Annotated in this window: 24 protein-coding genes; 12 read left to right on the top strand and 12 right to left on the bottom strand. The window is 38.2% G+C overall.

Annotation, left to right across the window (positions count from 1 at the left end; all coding sequences use genetic code 11):
• Positions 1-17 precede the first annotated feature (17 nt).
• Positions 18-944, bottom strand: a complete 927-nt coding sequence (locus tag ACIFPW_RS20450; RefSeq protein WP_430246911.1) for a peptidylprolyl isomerase — start codon at positions 942-944, stop codon at positions 18-20.
• Positions 945-1,205: 261 nt separating this feature from the next.
• Positions 1,206-1,388, bottom strand: a complete 183-nt coding sequence (locus tag ACIFPW_RS20445; RefSeq protein ID WP_194220063.1) for a hypothetical protein — start codon at positions 1,386-1,388, stop codon at positions 1,206-1,208.
• Between the two features lie 123 nt (positions 1,389-1,511).
• Between ACIFPW_RS20445 and ACIFPW_RS20440 the strand changes: the two genes are divergently transcribed.
• Positions 1,512-2,108, top strand: a complete 597-nt coding sequence (locus ACIFPW_RS20440; protein WP_194220006.1) for a YpmS family protein — start codon at positions 1,512-1,514, stop codon at positions 2,106-2,108.
• Positions 2,109-2,341: 233 nt separating this feature from the next.
• Here ACIFPW_RS20440 and ACIFPW_RS20435 read toward each other — a convergent pair whose 3' ends face one another.
• Positions 2,342-2,887, bottom strand: a complete 546-nt coding sequence (locus ACIFPW_RS20435) for a DUF3267 domain-containing protein (RefSeq protein WP_430246910.1) — start codon at positions 2,885-2,887, stop codon at positions 2,342-2,344.
• Positions 2,888-3,122: 235 nt separating this feature from the next.
• On the opposite strand from ACIFPW_RS20435, the gene ACIFPW_RS20430 reads away from it, so the two are divergent.
• Positions 3,123-3,464 (top strand): DUF1878 family protein, encoded by a 342-nt coding sequence (locus ACIFPW_RS20430; RefSeq protein ID WP_430246908.1) that lies wholly within the window; start codon positions 3,123-3,125, stop codon positions 3,462-3,464.
• On the opposite strand, the gene ACIFPW_RS20425 is transcribed toward ACIFPW_RS20430, so the two are convergent.
• Positions 3,461-4,033 (bottom strand): HTH-type transcriptional regulator Hpr, encoded by a 573-nt coding sequence (locus ACIFPW_RS20425; RefSeq protein WP_430246907.1) that lies wholly within the window; start codon positions 4,031-4,033, stop codon positions 3,461-3,463. The genes ACIFPW_RS20430 and ACIFPW_RS20425 overlap by 4 nt on opposite strands.
• 71 nt (positions 4,034-4,104) lie before the next feature.
• The gene (locus ACIFPW_RS20420) at positions 4,105-4,473 is read right to left on the bottom strand and encodes a YtxH domain-containing protein (protein WP_430246905.1); all 369 of its coding nucleotides are present in this window, start codon (positions 4,471-4,473) and stop codon (positions 4,105-4,107) included.
• A gap of 169 nt (positions 4,474-4,642) precedes the next feature.
• Between ACIFPW_RS20420 and ACIFPW_RS20415 the strand changes: the two genes are divergently transcribed.
• Both ACIFPW_RS20415 and ACIFPW_RS20410 read left to right on the top strand, forming a co-directional pair.
• The gene (locus ACIFPW_RS20415; protein ID WP_194220001.1) at positions 4,643-4,840 is read left to right on the top strand and encodes a hypothetical protein; all 198 of its coding nucleotides are present in this window, start codon (positions 4,643-4,645) and stop codon (positions 4,838-4,840) included.
• Positions 4,841-4,960: 120 nt separating this feature from the next.
• On the top strand, positions 4,961-5,359 hold the full coding sequence (locus ACIFPW_RS20410) for a YkvA family protein (protein ID WP_430246903.1): 399 nt from the start codon (positions 4,961-4,963) through the stop codon (positions 5,357-5,359).
• Between the two features lie 36 nt (positions 5,360-5,395).
• On the opposite strand, the gene ACIFPW_RS20405 is transcribed toward ACIFPW_RS20410, so the two are convergent.
• Both ACIFPW_RS20405 and serC read right to left on the bottom strand, forming a co-directional pair.
• Positions 5,396-5,914: a tryptophan transporter gene (locus ACIFPW_RS20405; protein WP_430246902.1), complete on the bottom strand. Its 519-nt coding sequence runs from the start codon at positions 5,912-5,914 to the stop codon at positions 5,396-5,398.
• Between the two features lie 130 nt (positions 5,915-6,044).
• Positions 6,045-7,133, bottom strand: a complete 1,089-nt coding sequence (gene serC / locus ACIFPW_RS20400) for a 3-phosphoserine/phosphohydroxythreonine transaminase (RefSeq protein WP_430246901.1) — start codon at positions 7,131-7,133, stop codon at positions 6,045-6,047.
• 197 nt (positions 7,134-7,330) lie between these two features.
• Here serC and ACIFPW_RS20395 point away from each other — a divergent pair, with 197 nt between their 5' ends.
• Positions 7,331-8,230: a hypothetical protein gene (locus tag ACIFPW_RS20395; RefSeq protein ID WP_430246900.1), complete on the top strand. Its 900-nt coding sequence runs from the start codon at positions 7,331-7,333 to the stop codon at positions 8,228-8,230.
• Positions 8,231-8,262: 32 nt separating this feature from the next.
• Here the strand turns inward: ACIFPW_RS20395 and ACIFPW_RS20390 are convergent, their stop codons facing one another.
• Positions 8,263-8,697 carry an HIT family protein gene (locus ACIFPW_RS20390; RefSeq protein ID WP_430246899.1) on the bottom strand — a complete coding sequence of 145 codons (435 nt, stop codon included), beginning with the start codon at positions 8,695-8,697 and terminating at the stop codon, positions 8,263-8,265.
• A 537-nt stretch (positions 8,698-9,234) separates the two neighbouring features.
• On the opposite strand from ACIFPW_RS20390, the gene ACIFPW_RS20385 reads away from it, so the two are divergent.
• From ACIFPW_RS20385 to ACIFPW_RS20375, 3 genes are read left to right on the top strand one after another with little or no spacing between them, the layout of a single operon-like run.
• Positions 9,235-9,975, top strand: a complete 741-nt coding sequence (locus ACIFPW_RS20385; protein WP_430246897.1) for an ABC transporter ATP-binding protein — start codon at positions 9,235-9,237, stop codon at positions 9,973-9,975.
• Positions 9,975-11,186 carry an ABC transporter permease gene (locus ACIFPW_RS20380; protein WP_430246896.1) on the top strand — a complete coding sequence of 404 codons (1,212 nt, stop codon included), beginning with the start codon at positions 9,975-9,977 and terminating at the stop codon, positions 11,184-11,186. The genes ACIFPW_RS20385 and ACIFPW_RS20380 overlap by 1 nt, the downstream gene beginning before the upstream one ends.
• 47 nt (positions 11,187-11,233) lie before the next feature.
• The gene (locus ACIFPW_RS20375; protein WP_430246895.1) at positions 11,234-11,974 is read left to right on the top strand and encodes an EcsC family protein; all 741 of its coding nucleotides are present in this window, start codon (positions 11,234-11,236) and stop codon (positions 11,972-11,974) included.
• A 52-nt stretch (positions 11,975-12,026) separates the two neighbouring features.
• Here the strand turns inward: ACIFPW_RS20375 and ACIFPW_RS20370 are convergent, their stop codons facing one another.
• Positions 12,027-12,461 (bottom strand): ferritin-like domain-containing protein, encoded by a 435-nt coding sequence (locus tag ACIFPW_RS20370; RefSeq protein WP_098446445.1) that lies wholly within the window; start codon positions 12,459-12,461, stop codon positions 12,027-12,029.
• 182 nt (positions 12,462-12,643) lie between these two features.
• On the opposite strand from ACIFPW_RS20370, the gene ACIFPW_RS20365 reads away from it, so the two are divergent.
• The 3 genes from ACIFPW_RS20365 to ACIFPW_RS20355 all read left to right on the top strand — a co-directional run bounded on the left by ACIFPW_RS20365 (position 12,644) and on the right by ACIFPW_RS20355 (position 14,376).
• Complete coding sequence (locus ACIFPW_RS20365; RefSeq protein WP_430246894.1) at positions 12,644-13,159, top strand: type 1 glutamine amidotransferase domain-containing protein; 516 nt, start codon at positions 12,644-12,646, stop codon at positions 13,157-13,159.
• A gap of 18 nt (positions 13,160-13,177) precedes the next feature.
• The gene (locus tag ACIFPW_RS20360) at positions 13,178-13,525 is read left to right on the top strand and encodes a DUF3243 domain-containing protein (protein ID WP_194219992.1); all 348 of its coding nucleotides are present in this window, start codon (positions 13,178-13,180) and stop codon (positions 13,523-13,525) included.
• A 158-nt stretch (positions 13,526-13,683) separates the two neighbouring features.
• Positions 13,684-14,376 (top strand): phosphatase PAP2 family protein, encoded by a 693-nt coding sequence (locus ACIFPW_RS20355; protein ID WP_430246893.1) that lies wholly within the window; start codon positions 13,684-13,686, stop codon positions 14,374-14,376.
• Here ACIFPW_RS20355 and ACIFPW_RS20350 read toward each other — a convergent pair.
• Positions 14,341-15,234, bottom strand: coding sequence for a diacylglycerol/lipid kinase family protein (locus ACIFPW_RS20350; RefSeq protein WP_430246892.1), 894 nt, complete (start codon positions 15,232-15,234; stop codon positions 14,341-14,343). The genes ACIFPW_RS20355 and ACIFPW_RS20350 overlap by 36 nt on opposite strands.
• 245 nt (positions 15,235-15,479) lie before the next feature.
• On the opposite strand from ACIFPW_RS20350, the gene ACIFPW_RS20345 reads away from it, so the two are divergent.
• The gene (locus ACIFPW_RS20345; protein ID WP_430246891.1) at positions 15,480-17,711 is read left to right on the top strand and encodes a YhgE/Pip family protein; all 2,232 of its coding nucleotides are present in this window, start codon (positions 15,480-15,482) and stop codon (positions 17,709-17,711) included.
• A gap of 49 nt (positions 17,712-17,760) precedes the next feature.
• Here the strand turns inward: ACIFPW_RS20345 and ACIFPW_RS20340 are convergent, their stop codons facing one another.
• A complete protein-coding gene (locus ACIFPW_RS20340) occupies positions 17,761-18,624 on the bottom strand; it encodes a formate/nitrite transporter family protein (RefSeq protein WP_322098214.1) in 864 nt (287 codons plus the stop codon).
• A 189-nt stretch (positions 18,625-18,813) separates the two neighbouring features.
• A complete protein-coding gene (locus ACIFPW_RS20335; protein WP_430246890.1) occupies positions 18,814-19,572 on the bottom strand; it encodes a PRC-barrel domain-containing protein in 759 nt (252 codons plus the stop codon).
• Positions 19,573-19,630 lie beyond the last annotated feature (58 nt).

The following is a 19,630-nucleotide window of genomic DNA, read 5'->3' as shown; positions in this document are numbered from 1 at the left end:
TCTTTCGTTTTTTTTATTTATTCATTTGACTCTTTGGACTCTTCTTCAGTGTTAGCACTGTCATCAGCTGGTTCGTCATCAGCTTCTTCGACTTTAAAGAGATCTTCAAACTGATCGTCTTTTACTTTAATATCAGACTCTTTAATAAGCTCATCGATTACAGTTGGAACATCTTTTGCGTTTTGTAACATATATTGTTCTTCAACTTGTTCTTTAGCATCTTCAAACGGCATCACCGTTTTCTTCTTTAGCTTAATAATGTGATACCCAAATTGTGATTGGACGATATCACTTACTTCGCCTTCTTTCAAGGCAAAGGCTGCTTCTTCAAACTCAGCAACCATGTCGCCTTTTTTGAAGACTCCAAGATCGCCACCGTTTTCAGCAGATCCATCTTTAGAATACTCTTTGGCAAGCTCAGCGAAATCGCCGCCATCTTCCAATTTCTTTTGAACTTCTTTAGCAGTGTCTTCATCGTCAACTAAAATATGGCTCGCTTCTAGTTCAGTGAAAAGGTTTTTGTTTTCATCGTAGAATTCTTTTAGCTTCTCATCTGAAACTTCTACTCCCTCAGTTGCAGCTTTTTGAGCTAATAGCTGCTTACGTACATCAACTTTGAATTGTTCAAGGTCTTTGTAACCATTTGATTGAAGGGCTTGTTCAAGTTGTTCATCGGTTTCAAAGTTTTCTTTAATTTTATCAAGTTCTGCATCGACTTCTTTATCGGATACATCATATTTATCTTCAAGAATTTTAGTTTGGACAAGGTCACTTAATACTGCTTCACCAGATTGATCTTTTAACGCTTGATAGAACTCTTCCTTTGTAACATCTCCAGCACTTGTTTCGACTACGGCTTCTGAATTATCCGCAGAGTCATTGCTACAAGCAGATATCGCGAGTAGGGCGATCAATGCAGAAAGCATTATGAACATTTTTTTCATCAAACATACACTCCTAAAGGGTTAGTTAAATTTAACAAAATTGTGATACAGTTAATACTATAGCATAGAAAGATAAGTGAAGTTAAATTCAATTGGAAATATGAGAAAAATTACACAAAACAGGCGAATTTTATGGGAAATTGATATAATAAAAGCGAGAATACAGTGTGATTCCCTAACCGGGTTAAAACCACTAAAAAAGATGAGGCATTTGGCCTCATCTTTTTCAATCGTTCGTTAGGTAATAGGCTACCTAAGATTCTAAGTGAATAAAACTTCTACATATGAAGAAATGAGCAAAATAGTAATAAGAACGTTAATGGTTCTAAATACATTAGGCTGTTTTTCTTCAGGAATGTTTTTCTTCAAGCATAGTGCATTTGTCATTGAATTAAATGTGACTAGAATGAAAGTCGCAAATAGGATGAAGAATATTCCAATCATGGTCATTTCAGTACCTCCCAGAGTCCAATTCGATAATTCGAAGAAATATATAACGGTTTACTTTAACTTATCTTTCGATCCGTAGTATCATGGAAAATATTCGTCCCATAAGGAGCTGTTCAAATGTTTAAAAACCGATGGAAGGCGGCCTTTATCATTCTCTTCGCTGCCGTCATTCTCATCTTCGCAGGAATAGTAGGATTCTATCAATACTATTTTCCTGAAAGTGAAATTGCCAAACTCTCAAATGAGAAAAACACAGAAGAACCTTTTGAAACAACCTTTTCCATCCAGATGAAAAAAGATGAATTGAACGAGATCATCAATCGAGAACTTGAAAAGTATAGCGAGAAACAGAAGAACATCGGTTATAATGTAAACCTTGATGAACTTGCAACTTTTCAGGGGTATGTGACGATTTTTGATCGTAAAGTTGATTTTTTTCTTAAGTTCGAGCCACAGGTACAGCCAAATGGTGACCTTTTATTAAAAGAAAAATCTTTTCAAATTGGTTTGCTTGAACTCCCAAGTGATAAAGTTCTTTCTTTTATAAAAAAGCAGGCATCATTGCCGCCTGAAATAACAATTGATTCTGATGAAGGGACAATCTACATGGCTGTAAGCGAATTAGAATTGAAGAATGATATGAAACTAAGGGCTAAATCATTCGATCTTCCTAATGATGAAATTGTTTTCGATGCTTACTATCCTATTAATTAGTTCCTTGTCCTAATATTATTATGAAGGAAGTCTCATAAGAATTCAATACTGCTGACCTAGTGGCCAATCCAAAAGAACAGAGCGCTGAATTTCAGCGCTCTGTTTTTATTCTATTAGCTATGTTAATGAGCTCAAAATCGAGCAATTACTGTTGTATAGCTAATCTATTAGGGGCATCATATTTTATTCTTTCTCTCTGAAGTCTATTGTTTAATAGAGTGTCAGATTAGTTATTAAGAAGCCCGTTTAATAAGAATATGGAAACCTTCACTTCGATCCTCAACATAAGCATTCTTCGGTGCACGGAGCACCTGAGAAGCGTAAAGGAAGTCACTAAAGCTAAACCCAAGATTTATAGCTGCTAGGATCGAGAAGAACGATACATAAGCTGGCATATAAACTGACGCAATTATAGCTGCGGTCGTAATCGAAACCGCAGGTGCAAGTGCCGCAATTAAAAAGAGGTTACGTGAAATTGGGCTGCACGTTTCACAGCGCATCATCGGTACGATCACAAATCCTTTTTCTAATTTCATTGTTGCTTTTAATCCGGCTATTGTTAAAGGAAGCCAGTGTATTAGCTTATGAATAGGGAAAAGGACAGCTAAGGAACCGAGAAACGGTAAAATTGGTACGATCGCATGTTTTGTTGTCGGGTATAACATACTGAACACAAGATAAAACGCAATAAAGTATAATAAGGTTAACGGCATCGAGAAAATCGTTAATCGATGTGTACCGAATTCGCGATGTAGATAAATCGATTTCCAACAATTCATAAGAATCACCTGCTTCCGTAGCTTTCAATTTAGTTGATGTTTATTGAATACTCGTATACTGTACAGCGATTCTCGGAAGAAATCAACACGTTTTTTTAGAAAGAAATTAGTCAAAATTATTTTGACAAAATCAGCGGTTTTTCGCGCTGGATTAGTCTGGAAAATACATTTCAATTTAAAACCCGTTCCGTTAAACTATAAGTACTATTAATTGCACAGTAAGGAGTTAAGTCAGATGGAAGCTATCCACAAAAGATTAGATAAAATTGAATTTCATATGCGCCTACTTGCAAAGATGGAAGAGGAAGGAGACTATCCCTTTTACCGCCTTGTGATTGACAGAGGGCTGACAGAGTCAGAAGTGTCAGAAGTATATCAATTATGCGTAGAGGTGAACCAAAAAATGCATGAGCAGATCGAGGAGGGTCTCTTGAACCGTTCCACGTTGCTCACGCATTTCGTAGGGATGTTAAATATTAAATTGGAGCCCCTCTCAACCATTAAAGCACTGCAATCTCAAGAAGAGGTTTATAGAGAACTTATGGAGACGCTATTAAAAGTGTCGCCTTATCGTTAGAAAAGATTGGAGCGCTCTTTATCATCTTGTTCAGTGAGTTCTCTAGAGAATTCACTTTCAAGCTTGGTGAAAGATTTTTGGAAGATTTCCATGAAGTCTTCACCATATAGGCCTTTAATGACACACATCATCTCAGTAAATTCAGGGAATTTACCGTATAGTTCTCTAATCGGCATGGAAGCTTTCAAAACACTATCTCGACTTGGTGAATAATGTTTCCATGTTTCCTGAAGCAGCTTCTCTCCCTTTTCGGTAAGCTGTACATATGTATTTCGCTTATCATTCTCTTTTTTTGAGAATGTGAGGAGAGACCTAGATTCAAGTTTTTTTGAAAAGTTAAACGCTGTTGAGACGTGCATAACGCCAAACTTCGCAATATCTGATATTGAAGAGCCGTCAAGATGATAAGCAATTGAAAGAATATGGTGCTCATTAATATTGAGATCGAATGGCTTGAGCCAATCTTGCCAATCTCGCTCAACAGATTTCCAAAGTGCTTTGCTTAATTGGCCAATTCGATGGCTAAAAATCATTGCTTCTTGAATAGAAATTTCCTGTTCTTCTTTCATAAATGCCCTCCTTTACAACTAGATGATTCAAGCTATATTAGAATATTGTTGATCTTCGGTAAAAAAACCGGCTATTTTGAAGCCGGACTGTTTACTTCTTCTTTGACTGTTTCAATAGTCTTCTGCATTTCCTCGACATCTGCCTTTAGCCTAGTTAAATTCGGTTCAATATCCTGTTGAAATGAAGAGATGGATCGTTTAAGGTCAGCGGCTACTTCCTGAATAATTTCTTTGCCTTCTGAAGAAAGCTGTTTTACTTGAGCGGTCAGTTCGTTAAGATCACTTTTAAGCTTAGTAAACCCTTCCTTTATATCATCACTCTTCTCTTTAGCGTCAGTCATTAATTCTTTTCCGGATTTCGGAGTGGTTAAAAGTACAGAAGCAGCGGAAACTACCCCGCCTACTACAAACCCTGTTAATAATGTTTTTGCTTTTCCCATGATGTTCATCCTTTCCTATCCAAATCCTTATACTTCTACTTAAAGACATTAGTTCGCCATCCCAGTCAAGAATCCTGCTTTCTCCTTTCATTAATTCGTTGTGGTTATGAAAGCAGTGGGCATCACATATACCTTTTAGTATACGCTAAGGTAAATGGAGGGGACGGGTATGGCTGGATTTATCTTTTTCCTTATTGCAGCTGGCAGTCTACTATTAACCGCAACAGTAAGCAGGCTGTTATTAATTAGAAAATATTCATTTCACAATGAACGAATGATCCGAAAGCAAAAAAGCGCCTACTTATTTGGTACGTTTGCGATTGTTTTCCTTGTGCTTGGGGTATCGATGGCCATGCTTATTTTCTAATGATGTCCTTTATTTTCCCCACGGCTTTCAACTTGCAAACATAAAAACGATACAAAAGGTTAGAATCACGCTCATTTGAGGTATCTTATAGAGAGAAGGGTATTTAAGGAGCGTGAAATAATGAATCGTATGATTAAAAGTGTTTTTAAGAGAATGACAAAGAAGGCAGTAACGGTTATGAAGGATAAAGACAAAATGAAGGATGTTTCAATCGAATCCTTGAAAAAAGGAGCCCTATACAATGGGCGTAAGGGCATGGATGAGATGTGGGTGGATGTGAAGACGTTCTCGAGACTTGTCCAGGAATTTCGTAAAGGAAGTTATCGCGACATTTCAAAAAAATCAGTCGTTATGATTGTAGGAGCATTACTTTATTTTATTAGTCCTATTGATGCGGTTCCTGATTTATTAGCGGGAGTCGGGCTTCTTGATGATGTAGCAGTAATAGGATTTGTTGCAAGTCAATTAAAGCATGAGTTAGAAAAGTTCCGAGAGTGGGAAACAGGAGTGAAAATATAAAAAAACGGCCAATTTGGCCGTTTTTTTTGTGTTTATTTAGAAAGCGAAGCTAGTACGTTTAAGGATTGATTGTACAACTGGAAAGATTAGTACCATTGCAATGGTATTTACTACGGCTGTTGGAAGAACAACGGTAACAAACAGTCCAGTGAATGCGGCGCCACCAGGAAGTCCTGCAAAGACAAGAGCAGCTCCAAGGAATATAGCCCCACTAATCATCGTGCCGATTGCTGTTAAAATTCCAACTGTTACTAATGATTGGCCAAACCGCTGAACGAGTAAATAAAGACCAAAGAAAGCAAAAGCTGTCACAGGTTTATCAATCATGTTAGCAAGTTGTCCACCAGGGAATGTTGTCGTTGCAGCAGAGATAACTCCTGTCGCAAGTCCGAGTACAAGAACGCTTTTGCGCTCAGGAAATAGTAATATTCCTAGAAACATCATTGTAAGAAGCATATCGTTCTTCATGCCAGAAATTAAGCCAGGTATAATTGCGTGTAGAATCGTTCCAATACCAAGTAGTAAAGCCATGAGTACTAAATTTTTTGTTTTCATAAAGAAATCTCTCCTCTTCTCATCTCATTCTCCGTCAAAAGACGGTGTTCTCTCCATCAGTGCGCTATGTGCCTGCTGCGAAAGAACTAATTTTTTATATCATAACAAACGAATGTCCTATTGAAAAGTGTTAAATATTGTGTTTGTGATGGAATGTCTGCATAAAGTCACTTAATGCACGAACTGATTCAAGGGGAACAGCGTTATAGATGGAAGCACGACATCCTCCAACAGAGCGATGGCCCTTTAACCCAACAAAACCTTCTTCTGCCGCCTCATGTAGGAACAGTTCTTCAAGCTCTTTTCCTGGTAAATTGAAAGTTACATTCATTGATGAGCGACTTGCTGTTTCAGCTGTTCCACTATAAAAACCTTTACTACTATCAATCGTGTCATAGAGTAGATTTGTTTTCTCAGCATTCATCTTTTCGATTTCCTTAATACCTCCCTTAGTCTTTGTCCATTCAAGAACAAGGGATAGCATATAGATCGCAAACGAAGGAGGGGTATTATAGAGCGACTTCTTATCAACGTGAGTACGATAGTCTAACATTGTTGGAAGTTGATCTGGGATGTTTTTGAGCATATCTTTCCTTAAGATGACTACAGTTACTCCTGCTGGACCAAGGTTTTTCTGAGCACCTGCATAAATAAGACCAAATTGGTCAATTGGAAGGGATCGACTTAATATATCGCTCGACATATCGGCAACGATAGGAGAATGGGTATGCTTGGGGAATTCCTTCCACTGGGTGCCATGTATTGTGTTGTTTGAAGTCAAGTGAACGTATGCATCTTTGTTACTGTATTGTAGCGTGTCGATCTCTGGTATACGTTTGAAATCATCTTGTTCACTACTTCCACCAACATACGTGTCTCCTAATTTCTGAGCTTCCTTTAATGCTTTTTGGGACCAGCTTCCTGTAAGGAAATAATTACCTTGCTGACCAGTTTGAAGAAAATTCATTGGGATCATTGAGAATTGTAAACTTGCTCCGCCTTGAAGAAAAAGAACTTCATAGTCATCAGGGATGTGAAGCAGTTCTCTTAAAAGCTCATTGGCTCCATCATGGATTTTCTGATATTCTTTGCTACGATGACTAAATTCCATAATGGACATACCTTGCTGTTGATAATTGAGAAGTTCTGCTTGAGCATGATTAAGTACATCTTGAGGTAAGGCGGACGGGCCAGCATTAAAATTATAACGACGTTCCACTAATAGACACTCCTTTAGTAATGTAATGCGATGCCTCGATTTAACTTGTACTCATCCTATCATTAAAGGATTCGGCGGTGCTATATTTTTTTCTAATCTTTTCGAATATTTCGTTCTATTGAAGCAGAAGCATTTGTTCTGCTTCATCATTTTGCTATTCTATATAGAAGTGAATGATAAGAAAGTGGTGTGAACTAATGTATCGAGAAAACAAACCAACTCATATCGGACCATACGATCATCCAGATATTTATCCTGGTCCACGACCAGCTTCATCTTTCCTATACCATAACGGGAAAGCACATCGAATTGATGAAGTTCAAAATACTCCAGTAGAGAAGCAAATTGTTCATTATGCAAGAGGGGAAGACGTGTCGGGTTCTCTTGCATTTGCAACGACAGAACAGTTTACAGTGGAAGAATTGCTGTTATCAGAAGGTTTATCTCCTATTGAAGAGCGAATCCCGCTTCTCGCATATGGATCGAATGTCTGTCTAGCACAGCTCAAATATAAGTTTAGTCTCAATCCTGATGTTAGTGATTTCATTCTCTATTATCGTGCAGAAATAAAGGATACAGACGTCATAGCAGGTTCCTTTCTAGCACCATATGGAGCACTTCCTGCTGTCATTGCTCCAGTTCAGGGAGCGAAGACAGAAGTGTGGGTTACATTTGTTGATCGTGAACAGCTAGAACTGTTAAATCGTACGGAAGGCGGTTATGTACTAAGAGAGCACCTTCATGGCAAGCTTACCCTTAAAATAGGGGAGAATTTCGAACGAGTTTACGCATACTATTACCCACACGGTTACATAAGAGAAGGTTCTTATGTACGATTTAAAGATATACCGGGGGAATCAAATCTCCCCTCTATGTGGCAAGCAGATTTATTAAATGAGCTGAAGGCTATGGTCGGGTATGGAGGTCATAGAGAAGAGTTTATTCATGAATTAAGGTGGAATCCAAACTTACGAACAAAGATATCAACGATGTTAAATGGATTAGATCAAACGTTTGATCATCCAGATTGGGTTGTTCCGAATGGCTTTTATACATTAAAAGAAATGAAACGAACCCAAATGAAAAGGAGACCATAAATGGTCTCCTTTTATGTATCAAGACAGTTTCATTAAGAATTAATGTGCGAACGAATCCCTTCAGCAAGACGCTGTAACTTGTCAGCATCATAGTCATTTTCGTGTGTTTTCCATACCGCTCCGAATCCGTCCCCTTTACCGTAGCGTGGAATAAGGTGTAGATGATAATGAAAAACAGATTGTCCAGCAATCGCTTCATTATTGTTTAGAAGATTCATGCCTTCAGGAGAAAAGTTCGCTTTTAAAGCATTTGCTATTTCAGGAACTGCAGCAAAGAGCTTTGAAGCTGTCTCGGGATCAAGCTCGTAGATGTTTTGCTGATGTTTTTTTGGAATGACGAGGGTATGTCCTTCTGTTACTTGTGTAAGGTCTAGAAAGGCTAGAACGTCTTCATTTTCGTAAACTTTCGCAGATGGAATATCTCCGTTAATAATCTTACAGAATATGCAATCGGGTGAATGGCTCATGTTCATCATCCTTTCAATCTTTTTATATATCGTACCATAATTTTCATTTTCGTTAAGACCGCTTCTTTCTACTGTACTTACATATCTTGCAAACAAAATCCAATGATTAAACGAAACTTCTATATGATCTAAGAAATATTTATTTTTAAGAATAATTGGATTGGAACAAGAAAAGGCTCTGCCGGGGGTGCAGAGCCCTGAGTGCAACTTGTTTTAAGGGAAGACGCCACACTCTCTATAAGGATGTTCTTAATATCAACGATCTATTCATGTATTGTGAGTTTTATTATCTCGATGATTGACTACTTAGGCTGGAAACTAAATCTATACTTAACTGAGTCAATAACAAAAGTTAAATAATATCAACGAGACTATAAAATGAAAAATGTCCTTTATGGAAAGTCTTCTGTGAAAAAGGTAAGATGTGGATAGGGGTAAGTGAGAAGGGTGCTGTACGAATCAATCAACTCATTGTTTCACGCTCCAATTGAAAGTTTGTTAAAATGTAAACAAATGACGCGAAATGAGAGGAACGCTATGACGAATTCAATTCTGGAAGTTAGCAATCTTACTGGTGGATACCAGGCGAATAAGCCTGTACTCCATGATCTTTCTCTTAATGTAAATTCAAATGAAATTGTTGGTCTCATTGGCCTTAATGGGGCTGGCAAAAGTACAACAATCAAACATATTCTTGGCTTACTTGACCCAATGAATGGTCGTATCCACGTGGGTGGTACGAGCTTCTCTGAAAATAAAGATGGTTACCGTAAACAGTTTTCATATATACCTGAAACACCTTTGTTGTATGATGAGTTAACGCTTTGGGAGCACTTACAGCTGACAGCTCTAGCTTATGAATTAAGTGAAGAATGGAAAGAAAGAGCTGAAGCACTTCTTAAAGAGTTTCGGATGACTAATATGAAGAAGTGGTTTCCGGGTCATTTTTCTAAAGGGATGAGACAGAAGGTTATGATCATGTGTGCCTTTCTCGTGAAACCATCTCTTTATATCGTAGATGAGCCCTTTGTTGGTTTAGATCCTATTGGGATTCAGTCCTTCCTTGATATGATGCTGGAGATGAAAGAGGAAGGGGCAGGGGTATTAATGTCGACACATATTCTTTCAACAGCTGAAAGGTATTGCGATCGATTTATTATTCTGCACGATGGCAGAATTGTAATGTCAGGTACTATGGCAGAATTACGGCATCAAATCGGTAATAAAGCTGCTACGCTCGATGATGTCTATATTGAAGCGACCAGGAGTGGCAAATGATGCAGCTTGAGACGTTATGGAAAGAAAGGGCAGGGGCCTTTTGGAAAATTGCCCTGCGTTACTTCAGACTAATTGGTAATAGCAGCTTTTTGTTCACGCTTGTTCTTACCCTCATATTCGGGGCGTATTATTACAGTGAATTATTGAAAGTACTTCCTGAAACATTTCCTGGATTAGCGGTCATCACAGTCATTGCTGCAGTGACTGTGGTTCGAACGCCATTAAGGTTCTTTTTGTCAGAAGCCGATCTAGTATTTATGCTACCAGCGGAAAACCGTTTACACGGCTACTTTCGTAAATCTCTATTGTATAGTTTCGGACTTCAAGTATTTATAACCGTTGTCGTTATGACGATTCTTGCACCTCTCTATCAGCACGAGATGTCTGCTGGAACGCCTTACTACGTGTTTGTAATTATTGTGCTGATTGCATTAAAGGGAGTTAACGTCATCATGAAGTGGATGGAACTCCACTTACCAGCTCACCAAACTTCCTGGCTTTATACGATGGTGCGTCTTTTTACTACAATGCTATTAACATATTTATTACTGGCGCAGGCATCATGGATTTTCGTAACGCTCTCATGTCTCATACTTGTAGCGATTCTTTTTCTATTCTTTCTTCCGTTACAACGTAAATATGCAATCAAATGGGAGAAGCTACTTGTGCTAGATGAACAACAAAGTATGAAGTTCTATCGAACAGCTAATTTATTTACGGATGTCCCTAAATTAAAACAGTCTGTGAAACAAAGGCGTACATTAAGCTCAATTGCGGAGAAACTTCTCCCAACAAATAATGTTTATGAGACGCTCTATCAAAAAGCATTTATTAGAAGTAATGAATATTTAGGTATCTATTTTAGGTTATGGCTTTTAGGACTCGTAGTGATCGCTTTTGTTCCTGGAGTTACAGGTAAAGTGATTGGGACTGCGCTCATTATTTATTTAACAGCTGTTCAACTTCGAACATTGTTCCCTCACTACGAGGCACATGTGATGGTAAAACTTTATCCACTGTCAGATAAAGAACAAATATTGGCGTTTCGCGCCCTGCTAATTCGTTTACTAGGTGCACAAGCAGTTACTTTTGCTGTTATTTCTTTTGTTCTTTCTTTTGACATTGTGTCGGCTGGATTGATTCTTATTGTTGGGTCAGCGGCAGTTGCCGTAGCCACATCTCGAAACAGTACTCTGAAACAGAAGATTTAGTTGACTGGTTTGGTGTTAAAAGTCAGAGCCAAAGGATGTTTTGCAGCATGAGTTATTTAAGTGAGGTAGAAGAAGAGCTTGAATCTTGGGAACGAAAAATAAAGAAAAAATCTTCTATGGTTTCCCGTTCAGCAAAAAAAATACAAAGTCGGATTAACGATAAAATACCTGAACGTATCCATTCGATCGTCACAAATGGTATTAAAACAATGGTCCAAGGTGTTCTGGCTGGAAATACGTATACTGTTAAAGACCCAGATATCAATCAATCTCTTCAAGTGAGAGATGAAAAAGCAAGACGATTAATACTTAAGTATAAACGTATTGCTGCTACAGAAGGAGCAGGTACAGGCGCAGGTGGGATCCTTCTTGGTTTAGCTGATTTTCCTTTGCTTTTATCCATTAAGATGAAATTCCTTTTTGATCTTGCCAGTGTTTATGGATATGATGCTAAGAAATTCGAAGAAAGAGTGTTTATTCTTACGATTTTTCAACTCGCTTTTTCAGCAGATGAGGCGAGGAGGAGCAGTTACGAGCGCATCGCTAACTGGGATGATAACCTTAACCAGATGGAAATAAGAAATAAATTCAATGATGAACATGATTGGAAGTCGTTTCAACTCGAGTATAGAGATTATATTGACCTTCCTAAATTACTTCAGATGATTCCTGGTTTTGGTGCAATAGTCGGGGCGTATGTGAATTATCACTTTCTTGACTGGCTAGGGGAAAATGCCATGAATGCTTACAGGAAGCGCATCATTGACGTAAAGGATGAAGAAGAATAGACAAAGAAAAGGCCAGCCGAATGTTCCGGCTGGCCTTTTTGTATCAATTATCTTATTCGAAGCGTGCATCGCTAAGAATGCGATCCATTTCTTCCATATGGTGTGTTTCATCAGCGATCATATCATCAAGCTTCACAACTAGTTCAGTAAATCCTAGTTCCTCTGCTTGCTTTTTACGTTTTTCATAACGATCGATGGTATCTTTTTCAGCCGTTCTAGCTTCAATAAGCATTTCTTTCACATCAGTAAGCTGTTTTACTTCAGCAGGAGCGGTTGTTGGTGTACCACCAAGCACTTTAATTTTCTCTGCAAGATAAAGAGCGTGTCCCTGTTCATCTGCAATTTCACTTTCAAAGAATGGTTTTAGTGTTTGACGATATAAACCAGATACAACAGCTGCATTGTAAGTGTACATAATGCTAGCAGCGTATTCATTTGCTAGATCCACATTAAGTCCATCAATTAGTTCTTGTTTTTTGTCGGCCATTCTAAACATCCTTTCTAAATCTGTTCTGTTTTGGTTCCATATTAATTTTACCCTTCCACTCCGTTAATAAAACATAAACATTGAAAAAGATAGGAACAATAGGATGGATGTTTGACTGATAGTAGGAGGGGTAATATTCAACTATGTAAATCACAATTAGTTAATCTATAGGAGGGCCTAAAGTGAGTAAAATTGCAGTACTTATGACAAGCATGTTTGAAGATGTAGAATATACAAAACCTGCTGAGCAGTTTAAGAATGCAAACCATTCTCTGACAGTAATTAGTACAGAAGCAGGTCAAGAATTAACAGGAAAACAAGGCGAGGCTAAAGTAATATCCGACAAAGGAATTGATGAGGTAAATGCGGAAGATTTTGACGTTCTTTTCATTCCGGGTGGCGTTTCACCTGATGAACTGCGCGCAGATGATCGATTTGTGGCATTTACGAAAAAAATGATGTTTCTAAATAAGAAAACGCTTGTGATCTGTCATGGTCCACAGCTGCTCATATCTGCTGAAGTATTAAATGGAAGAAACATTACAGGATTTAAATCCATTCAAACAGATCTAAAATATGCGGGTGCCAATGTGTTTGATGAAGAAGTGGTAGTTTGTGGTGGAAATTTAGTTAGTAGTAGAAATCCAGACGATATTCCGGCATTCATTGAAAAATCTCTGTCTGTTATGGACAACTGATAAAAAGGAGTGGAAGTAATGAGTGAAAAAAATCATTTAGTTGATAAAGATAGTCAGCTCGATGTAAATAAAGTTGATGATACACTAGATCGTATGAGCGATGACAAAATGGATGATATTCTCTCTAATTTTGAGGACTTTAAAAAATACCTTGCCACTAGAGTCGAAATCGGAGAAAAATTAGGACTTAGTGAAGAAGCGCTAGCTCAAGCTGCAGAAAAAGTAGCGGGTTATCTAGCGAAGAAGGAGGAGCCTAAGAATAGAGAAGAAAAGCTATTACAAGAGTTATGGCTTGTGGGAAGTAAAGAGCAACGTCATGAATTGGCCCATCTTCTTGTACGTATGGTTCTAACTAAAGATAAGTAAAGGCAAAGCCGCTGCTGATACAGCGGCTTTTTTAAAAAGAATTTTATGAGGTGAAGAACTTCACGGAGTTTGGAGAATTGAAAACGGTGAAAGGCGCGATATTATGAATAAAAATAATTTTTTTAGCTCCTTGCCAGGAGCGTTAAAGCAAAAAAAAAGTGTGGTTTCCACTTGTACTAAATGCATTTGGACTATTCATCGCTGTTTTGGCAATCATGTTGTTTTCAGAGTTAGCAGAAGAAATATTAGAAAAAGAAACGCTACAATTTGATCAAGCGATTATTTCTGGCGTAGACGGCATTCGTTCCGATGGATTATTAAATGTGATGGAATTTATAACAGAACTTGGCTCTGTTTGGTGGATTTCAGTGGTTTCTGTTGCGACTGTAGCTTTTCTATGGTTTAAACTACGTGATGGTTGGAGCATTCTCTTCTTCGTTATAGCACAGGCTGCAGGCGGACTTTTAACGACAGAACTAAAACATTTTTTTGCTAGGTCAAGACCTTCCATCGATGCTGCTTATGATGCAGTGGGGTATAGTTTCCCTAGTGGACATGCGATGGGATCTTTTCTACTATATGGATTTATTGGTTACCTTATTGTAAGAAGCCAGAGGAGTAGAACGACAAAGTGGTTAAGTGGAACACTAGTATTCTTCTTCATCGTACTGATCGGATTTAGTCGAATCTATTTAGGTGTTCATTATCCAAGTGACGTTCTAGCAGGTTATGCAGCTGGTACACTCTGGCTATTTGTTTGCATTTTCTCTCTTGAATGGGTTCTTTGGATTAAGAGATCCTCGTTAACATTAGGTTCATTCAGAAAAATCTTCTCCAGTAAGAACAGTTAAGTATGCAGGCAATACTTCGAGCGTTGACGGAGTCGTATGATGACGTTCTCCGTCACAGTCGATATTTTGCTCTGGATCAGCTTCTATTTTTAAACGTTTTGTTTGGAAATGAATGATATCTTCGTTAAATCGCGACTGCTTGAAAACCTTTGATTGAAAAATGGACCAAAAAGTTGGAAGAGACGTTTCTTTAATGATTAAGACATCAAATTCACCATCTTGCAGGTTATTTTCAGGGAAGAAAGCTTGGATCCCGCCAGTAAATGGACCATTCCCTACGATCATCATGACAGCTTCCCCTTCAAAATTCTGCCCATCGGCATCTACTTTAAGATGAAAAGGCTGTGGATTGTTGATCGTTTGTGCAGTACTAATGTAGTAAGAAAGCCTTCCGAAAACTTCTTTTGTATCAGGGTTAATGTTCTCAGAAGCCTGAGTGATTAAGCCGATTCCCCAGAAATTCAAGAAATACTCATCATTTGAGCGACCTACGTCAATATGGGAACGGTTATTTTCTAATAGCTGTTCAACAGCAAGGAGTGGATTCTGGTTGATGCCGATTGCTCTAGAGAAGTCATTGCAAGTTCCTCCAGGAATAATACCGAAAACAGGACGCTTCTCTCTTTGGCAAATTGCATTTGCTAATTCATTTATGGTTCCATCCCCACCAGCCCCAATGAGAATGTCTACTTCGTCGCCTAGTTCTGCGACTAATTCAGCACCGTGTCCTTTATATTCTGTTTTATAAAGTGAAACCTGATCATAGTTTTCTCGTAGTCTTTCTTGGATCGTATCAATTTGATTGACCATTTTAACATTTCCAGCTTTGGGATTTAAGATAATGGCTACACGTGTCAAGTTAATGACTCCTTTCGTATAATCTTCCTTTCTTATTCCCTTATATTCGGTGAAGTACACACGGATAGTAGAATTCGAAAAAAGTTGATTTCGAATTCAATTAGCTGAACACCTCCACATAGTAGCTATCGCAATTAATTGTGAGATTGGACTGATTGACATTGGACCCATTTCTCATGACAATTCACTTCTTAGGGAATTATACTAGTTGGAGAATACATATTTTGACGAGTAGGAGCTTGTAAATGAAGAATATTTTAAGAATTTTCAAGAAAGATTGGAAGGGAATTGGAACGAATTGGGTAGCAGCGATTCTATTAGGTGGTCTCATTATTCTTCCTTCTCTTTATGCTTGGTTTAATATTGGAGCATCTTGGGATCCATATAGTCAAACGGATCAGCTTCCTGTTGGCATTGTCAATGAAGACAAGGGGGCAACCATTCGGGATAAGGAAATTGATGCAGGTGGAGAGTTAACGAAGGAATTGAAAGATAATGACAGTCTTGAGTGGCATTTCTCAAATCGAGAAGCTGCGATGGATAAGCTTGAGTATGGGGACTATTTTGCAGTGATCGTCATTCCAGAAGACTTTTCAGAGAAACTTGGGACAGTTATTAATGATGAACCCGAGAAAGCAGAGGTAGAGTACTATGTAAACGAAAAAGTAAATGCGATCGCACCAAAGATCACTGAAAAAGGCGCGAGTGTCATTGTTGATCAAATTACAAGTAACTTTGTATCGGTTGTGAATGGGACGATCTTTGAGGTATTTAATGATTTAGGAGTAGAATTTGAAAAGGATTTATCTGACATAAAACAATTCGAGGAATATGTCTTCAAACTAGAAGAGAACCTTCCAGAGATCAATCGTTTGATTTCCGATGCCCTATCTGACTCGAGAGATGCTGAAGATGTGATAAATAAAGTTCAAGGACTTCTTCCGGAAGCTCAGCAAATTACGAGTGAAGGCATTAGTACGATTGATGAAACAACACAATTTTTAAACGAGTCAGAAGATCGCTTGAATAAGCTTGCACCGCAAGTAGAGGAAGATTTAACTAAAGCTCAACAAACAGCTGAGGATGTAAATAAGTTCTTATCGGATTTAAAATCGCCAGATATTGATTTATCCTCAGTAGAAGAAATAAGAAATCAGATAAATCAACAAGTAGATGAATCTGTTCAGCGTATTGATGATGTTGAAGTCGTATTGAAGCAAGTACAGGAAGCTAGCGATAATAACGAGAATGAGGAGTCGCAGGAAGAAGGAGAAGAATCTCCTCAAGAGCCGGTGCAGGAGCCTGCCGCTAACTCGCAGCAGCAAGAGGTTATCGATGAGGCAATCGCTGATCTTGATCAAGTTAAAGAACAGTTACAGACCATTAAAGCAGATAGTGATGAAATTGGATCTACCTTAGCTGATAAGCAAGAAGAAATAGATGATATTTTAACAACTCTTCAGGAAAAATCCGGAGAAACAGCTGATCGAATCGATTCATTCTTAAAAGAGTACAAGGAAAACATTGAGCCTCGTGTTCTTGCTGAAGTGGCAAGTGCGAAAAAGACGTTATCGAATGCTCGATCGACATTAAAAGAGGCGCAAACCACCATCCCTGAAGTGGAACGAATTCTTTCAAGTACTGAAAAGAATATCGGCGAAGGTCAGGATATTTTAGCATACATGTTAAATGAATATCCTTACGTAAATGATAAAGTGAACCAGCTAGCGGATCGAATCAGAGAGATTCAAGGAGAAACAGATATTAACGAGATCATTGATTTACTGAAGAATGATCCTATGGCAGAGCAAAGCTTTTTCGCAGAACCTATAGTGTTAAGTAAAAATTCACTCTTCCCGATTCAAAATTACGGTACAGGTATGACACCGTTCTATACTGTTCTATCGTTATGGGTAGGGGCACTTCTTCTTGTTTCATTACTTACCACTGAAGCCACTGGTTTTGAAGAAGCGTCGAATCGCCAGGTGTATTTCGGAAAATTATTGACGTTTATTAGCATTGGTTTCCTTCAGACGCTTGTTGTTACATCAGGAGATCTCTTTATTTTAAATGTAGATATCGTAAATCCTGTTCTTTTTGTACTATTTGGCATCGTGATTAGCTTTGTGTTCATGTTAATGGTTTATACTCTAGTTGCTGTGTTTGGGGATGTGGGTAAAGCGATGGCTATTGTCTTTCTTGTTCTTCAAATTGCTGGGTCAGGTGGAACGTATCCAGTTGCTTTGCTACCAGAGTTCTTTCAAGCAATCCATCCTTATTTACCATTTTCGTACGCAGTAGATTTAATGAGAGAAGCAGTAGGAGGAATTGTATGGGCACGAGCAAAAGAAGATTTATTCTTTTTGGGAATTTTTTCTGTTGTGTTCCTTCTCATAGGAGCGGTACTTAAGGAAGTTATCATTAAAAAGACGAAGTATTTAATGAAAAAGTCCAGAGAATCAGGGTTATTTCATTAATATCCTCTTTGAAGAAAAAGCAGCCTGTCAACTGACAGGCTGCTTTTTCTCACTCTGCTTCTTCTTTTGGAAGGCTTTCTTCGTTAATTTCTTCTTTAAACGCATACGTAAATGTTAGAGCAACGAGTACCCCACCGCCAATCAGGTTACCGATACTTGCTGGAACTAGATTAAAGAACAGGAATTCCATCCAAGAGTATTCAGAGCCATGAATAAAGGATGTGCTGAAATACCCCATGTTGGCTACACTATGCTGGAAGTTTCCGGCTACGAATATAATAACAGGAAGTGTAGTAGCAAGAACTTTACCTGTTAAATCACGAGCTGCAGTAGCAAGAAACGCAGCCATTCCAATAAGCCAGTTTGCAATAATACCTGAAAGAAGAATTTGAAACCACCCTACCGTTCCATGAGATAGAAATTTCATTTTGTGCTCTGTATATGTAGCTAATTCGCTATAGAATTCAGGGGATAATGATCCTGATGCAACGACAAGAGCACCTACCAGCAGGGCACCTAGTAAGTTACCAAAATAACAAACTATCCAAAACTTCATTATATTCTTAGGAACCCAAAATCTCCTTTGGAGAATGTACGTAGGAAGGAGTACGTTAACTTCAGTAAAGAGAATGGCTCCTGAAATAAAAACAATCGCGTATCCTGTTACAAATCCTATTCCTGAAAGAAGATTACTAACACCTTCCGTTTCAACTCCCATAGCAATTAGAACAGAGAAAATAGCTCCGAACGTAACAAATGCCCCAGCTAGGATCGATAAAATAAACTGCCGATTCAGTGGCCTGGCGCTATGAGACTCCCCTTTTGCGATAAATGTTTCAACAATTTGCGCTGGAAAATAAAATTGTCTTTCGGGATATTTTACTTGTTTGTCTTTTTTATTAGAATTCGCCACAATAAATCTCCTATCTCTCTTTTTCTATGATTTCCCTTTTTTGTCTTTTGGAATAAACTGACGAATGTGCCTCTACTATGGTGTGAATATAGGAAAGAAAGCTAATTTGCTGTCAACAAGTTAGATTTCCTGGGAAATCAACTCAAAGTTTGTCTGAAATAAGCGAGGTGGAAGGCCACCTCGCTTTCATTAAAATTTCCAGTATCCCGTTTTACCATAGTGCGTATGAAGGTCTTCTTCGAAACGGCGAGTAATGGGTTCGTTTAGACGAAATTCTGGTGATTGACGAACTTCTTCTTTTTTTATATTGACAACTACCGATCGATCCTGCCAGTGAATGTCATGAATCCATTTTGTAGAAAGCAGTACTTCTTTTCCAGAAAACCAGTTTTTAGTATCAACAATGATATATCGAAGCTGCCATGATTCTTCATCAAAAATGAAATCTTTAACATGACCAATTTCACCGTCAGTCGCCTGAATGTGGTATCCAGCTACTTCATTAGTACTTCGCAAGTGATTTTCTTCGTCTTGGTTAGAATGATGCAAAGTTGAATCAACATCAGGTAAATCATCAGCCATAAACGGTCTTGGATACATCCCGTTTCCCCAAGCATTAGTTCCTACCCAATAATAAGGCCAGCTAAAATGGCGATTCAGTTCCATTTCGTGTTTTCTAGAAATAGGTTGATCGGTATCAATATCAGGGCTTTCACTTACTTCTTCAGATGTAAGCGAAACTGAAATAGCTTCATTCTCATGATTCAATTGCTCGATTGAAATCGGAGAAATCAATACCTTTCGACCAGGTAACCATTTGTGTGTATCAACAACAAGATACCGTATAGTCCAATGTTCATCGTCGAAATAGAGCTCTTTTAAGACGCCTTTTTGGCCATCTTTTGTATCGATCGTGTATTTATTCACTTCACTCTCGCTTACTAACATGAGGCTCACTCCTATATGAATAATTCACTTAAGCTAAAAACTACCCGACCACGTTAAG

Origin of the sequence: Pseudalkalibacillus sp. NRS-1564 (assembly GCF_050467905.1) — a bacterium.
In the GTDB taxonomy this organism is placed as follows: domain Bacteria; phylum Bacillota; class Bacilli; order Bacillales; family Guptibacillaceae; genus Guptibacillus; species Guptibacillus hwajinpoensis_B.
The sequence above is the reverse complement of the archived record's forward strand: the minus strand, read 5'-3'. Positions and strand labels throughout refer to the sequence as shown.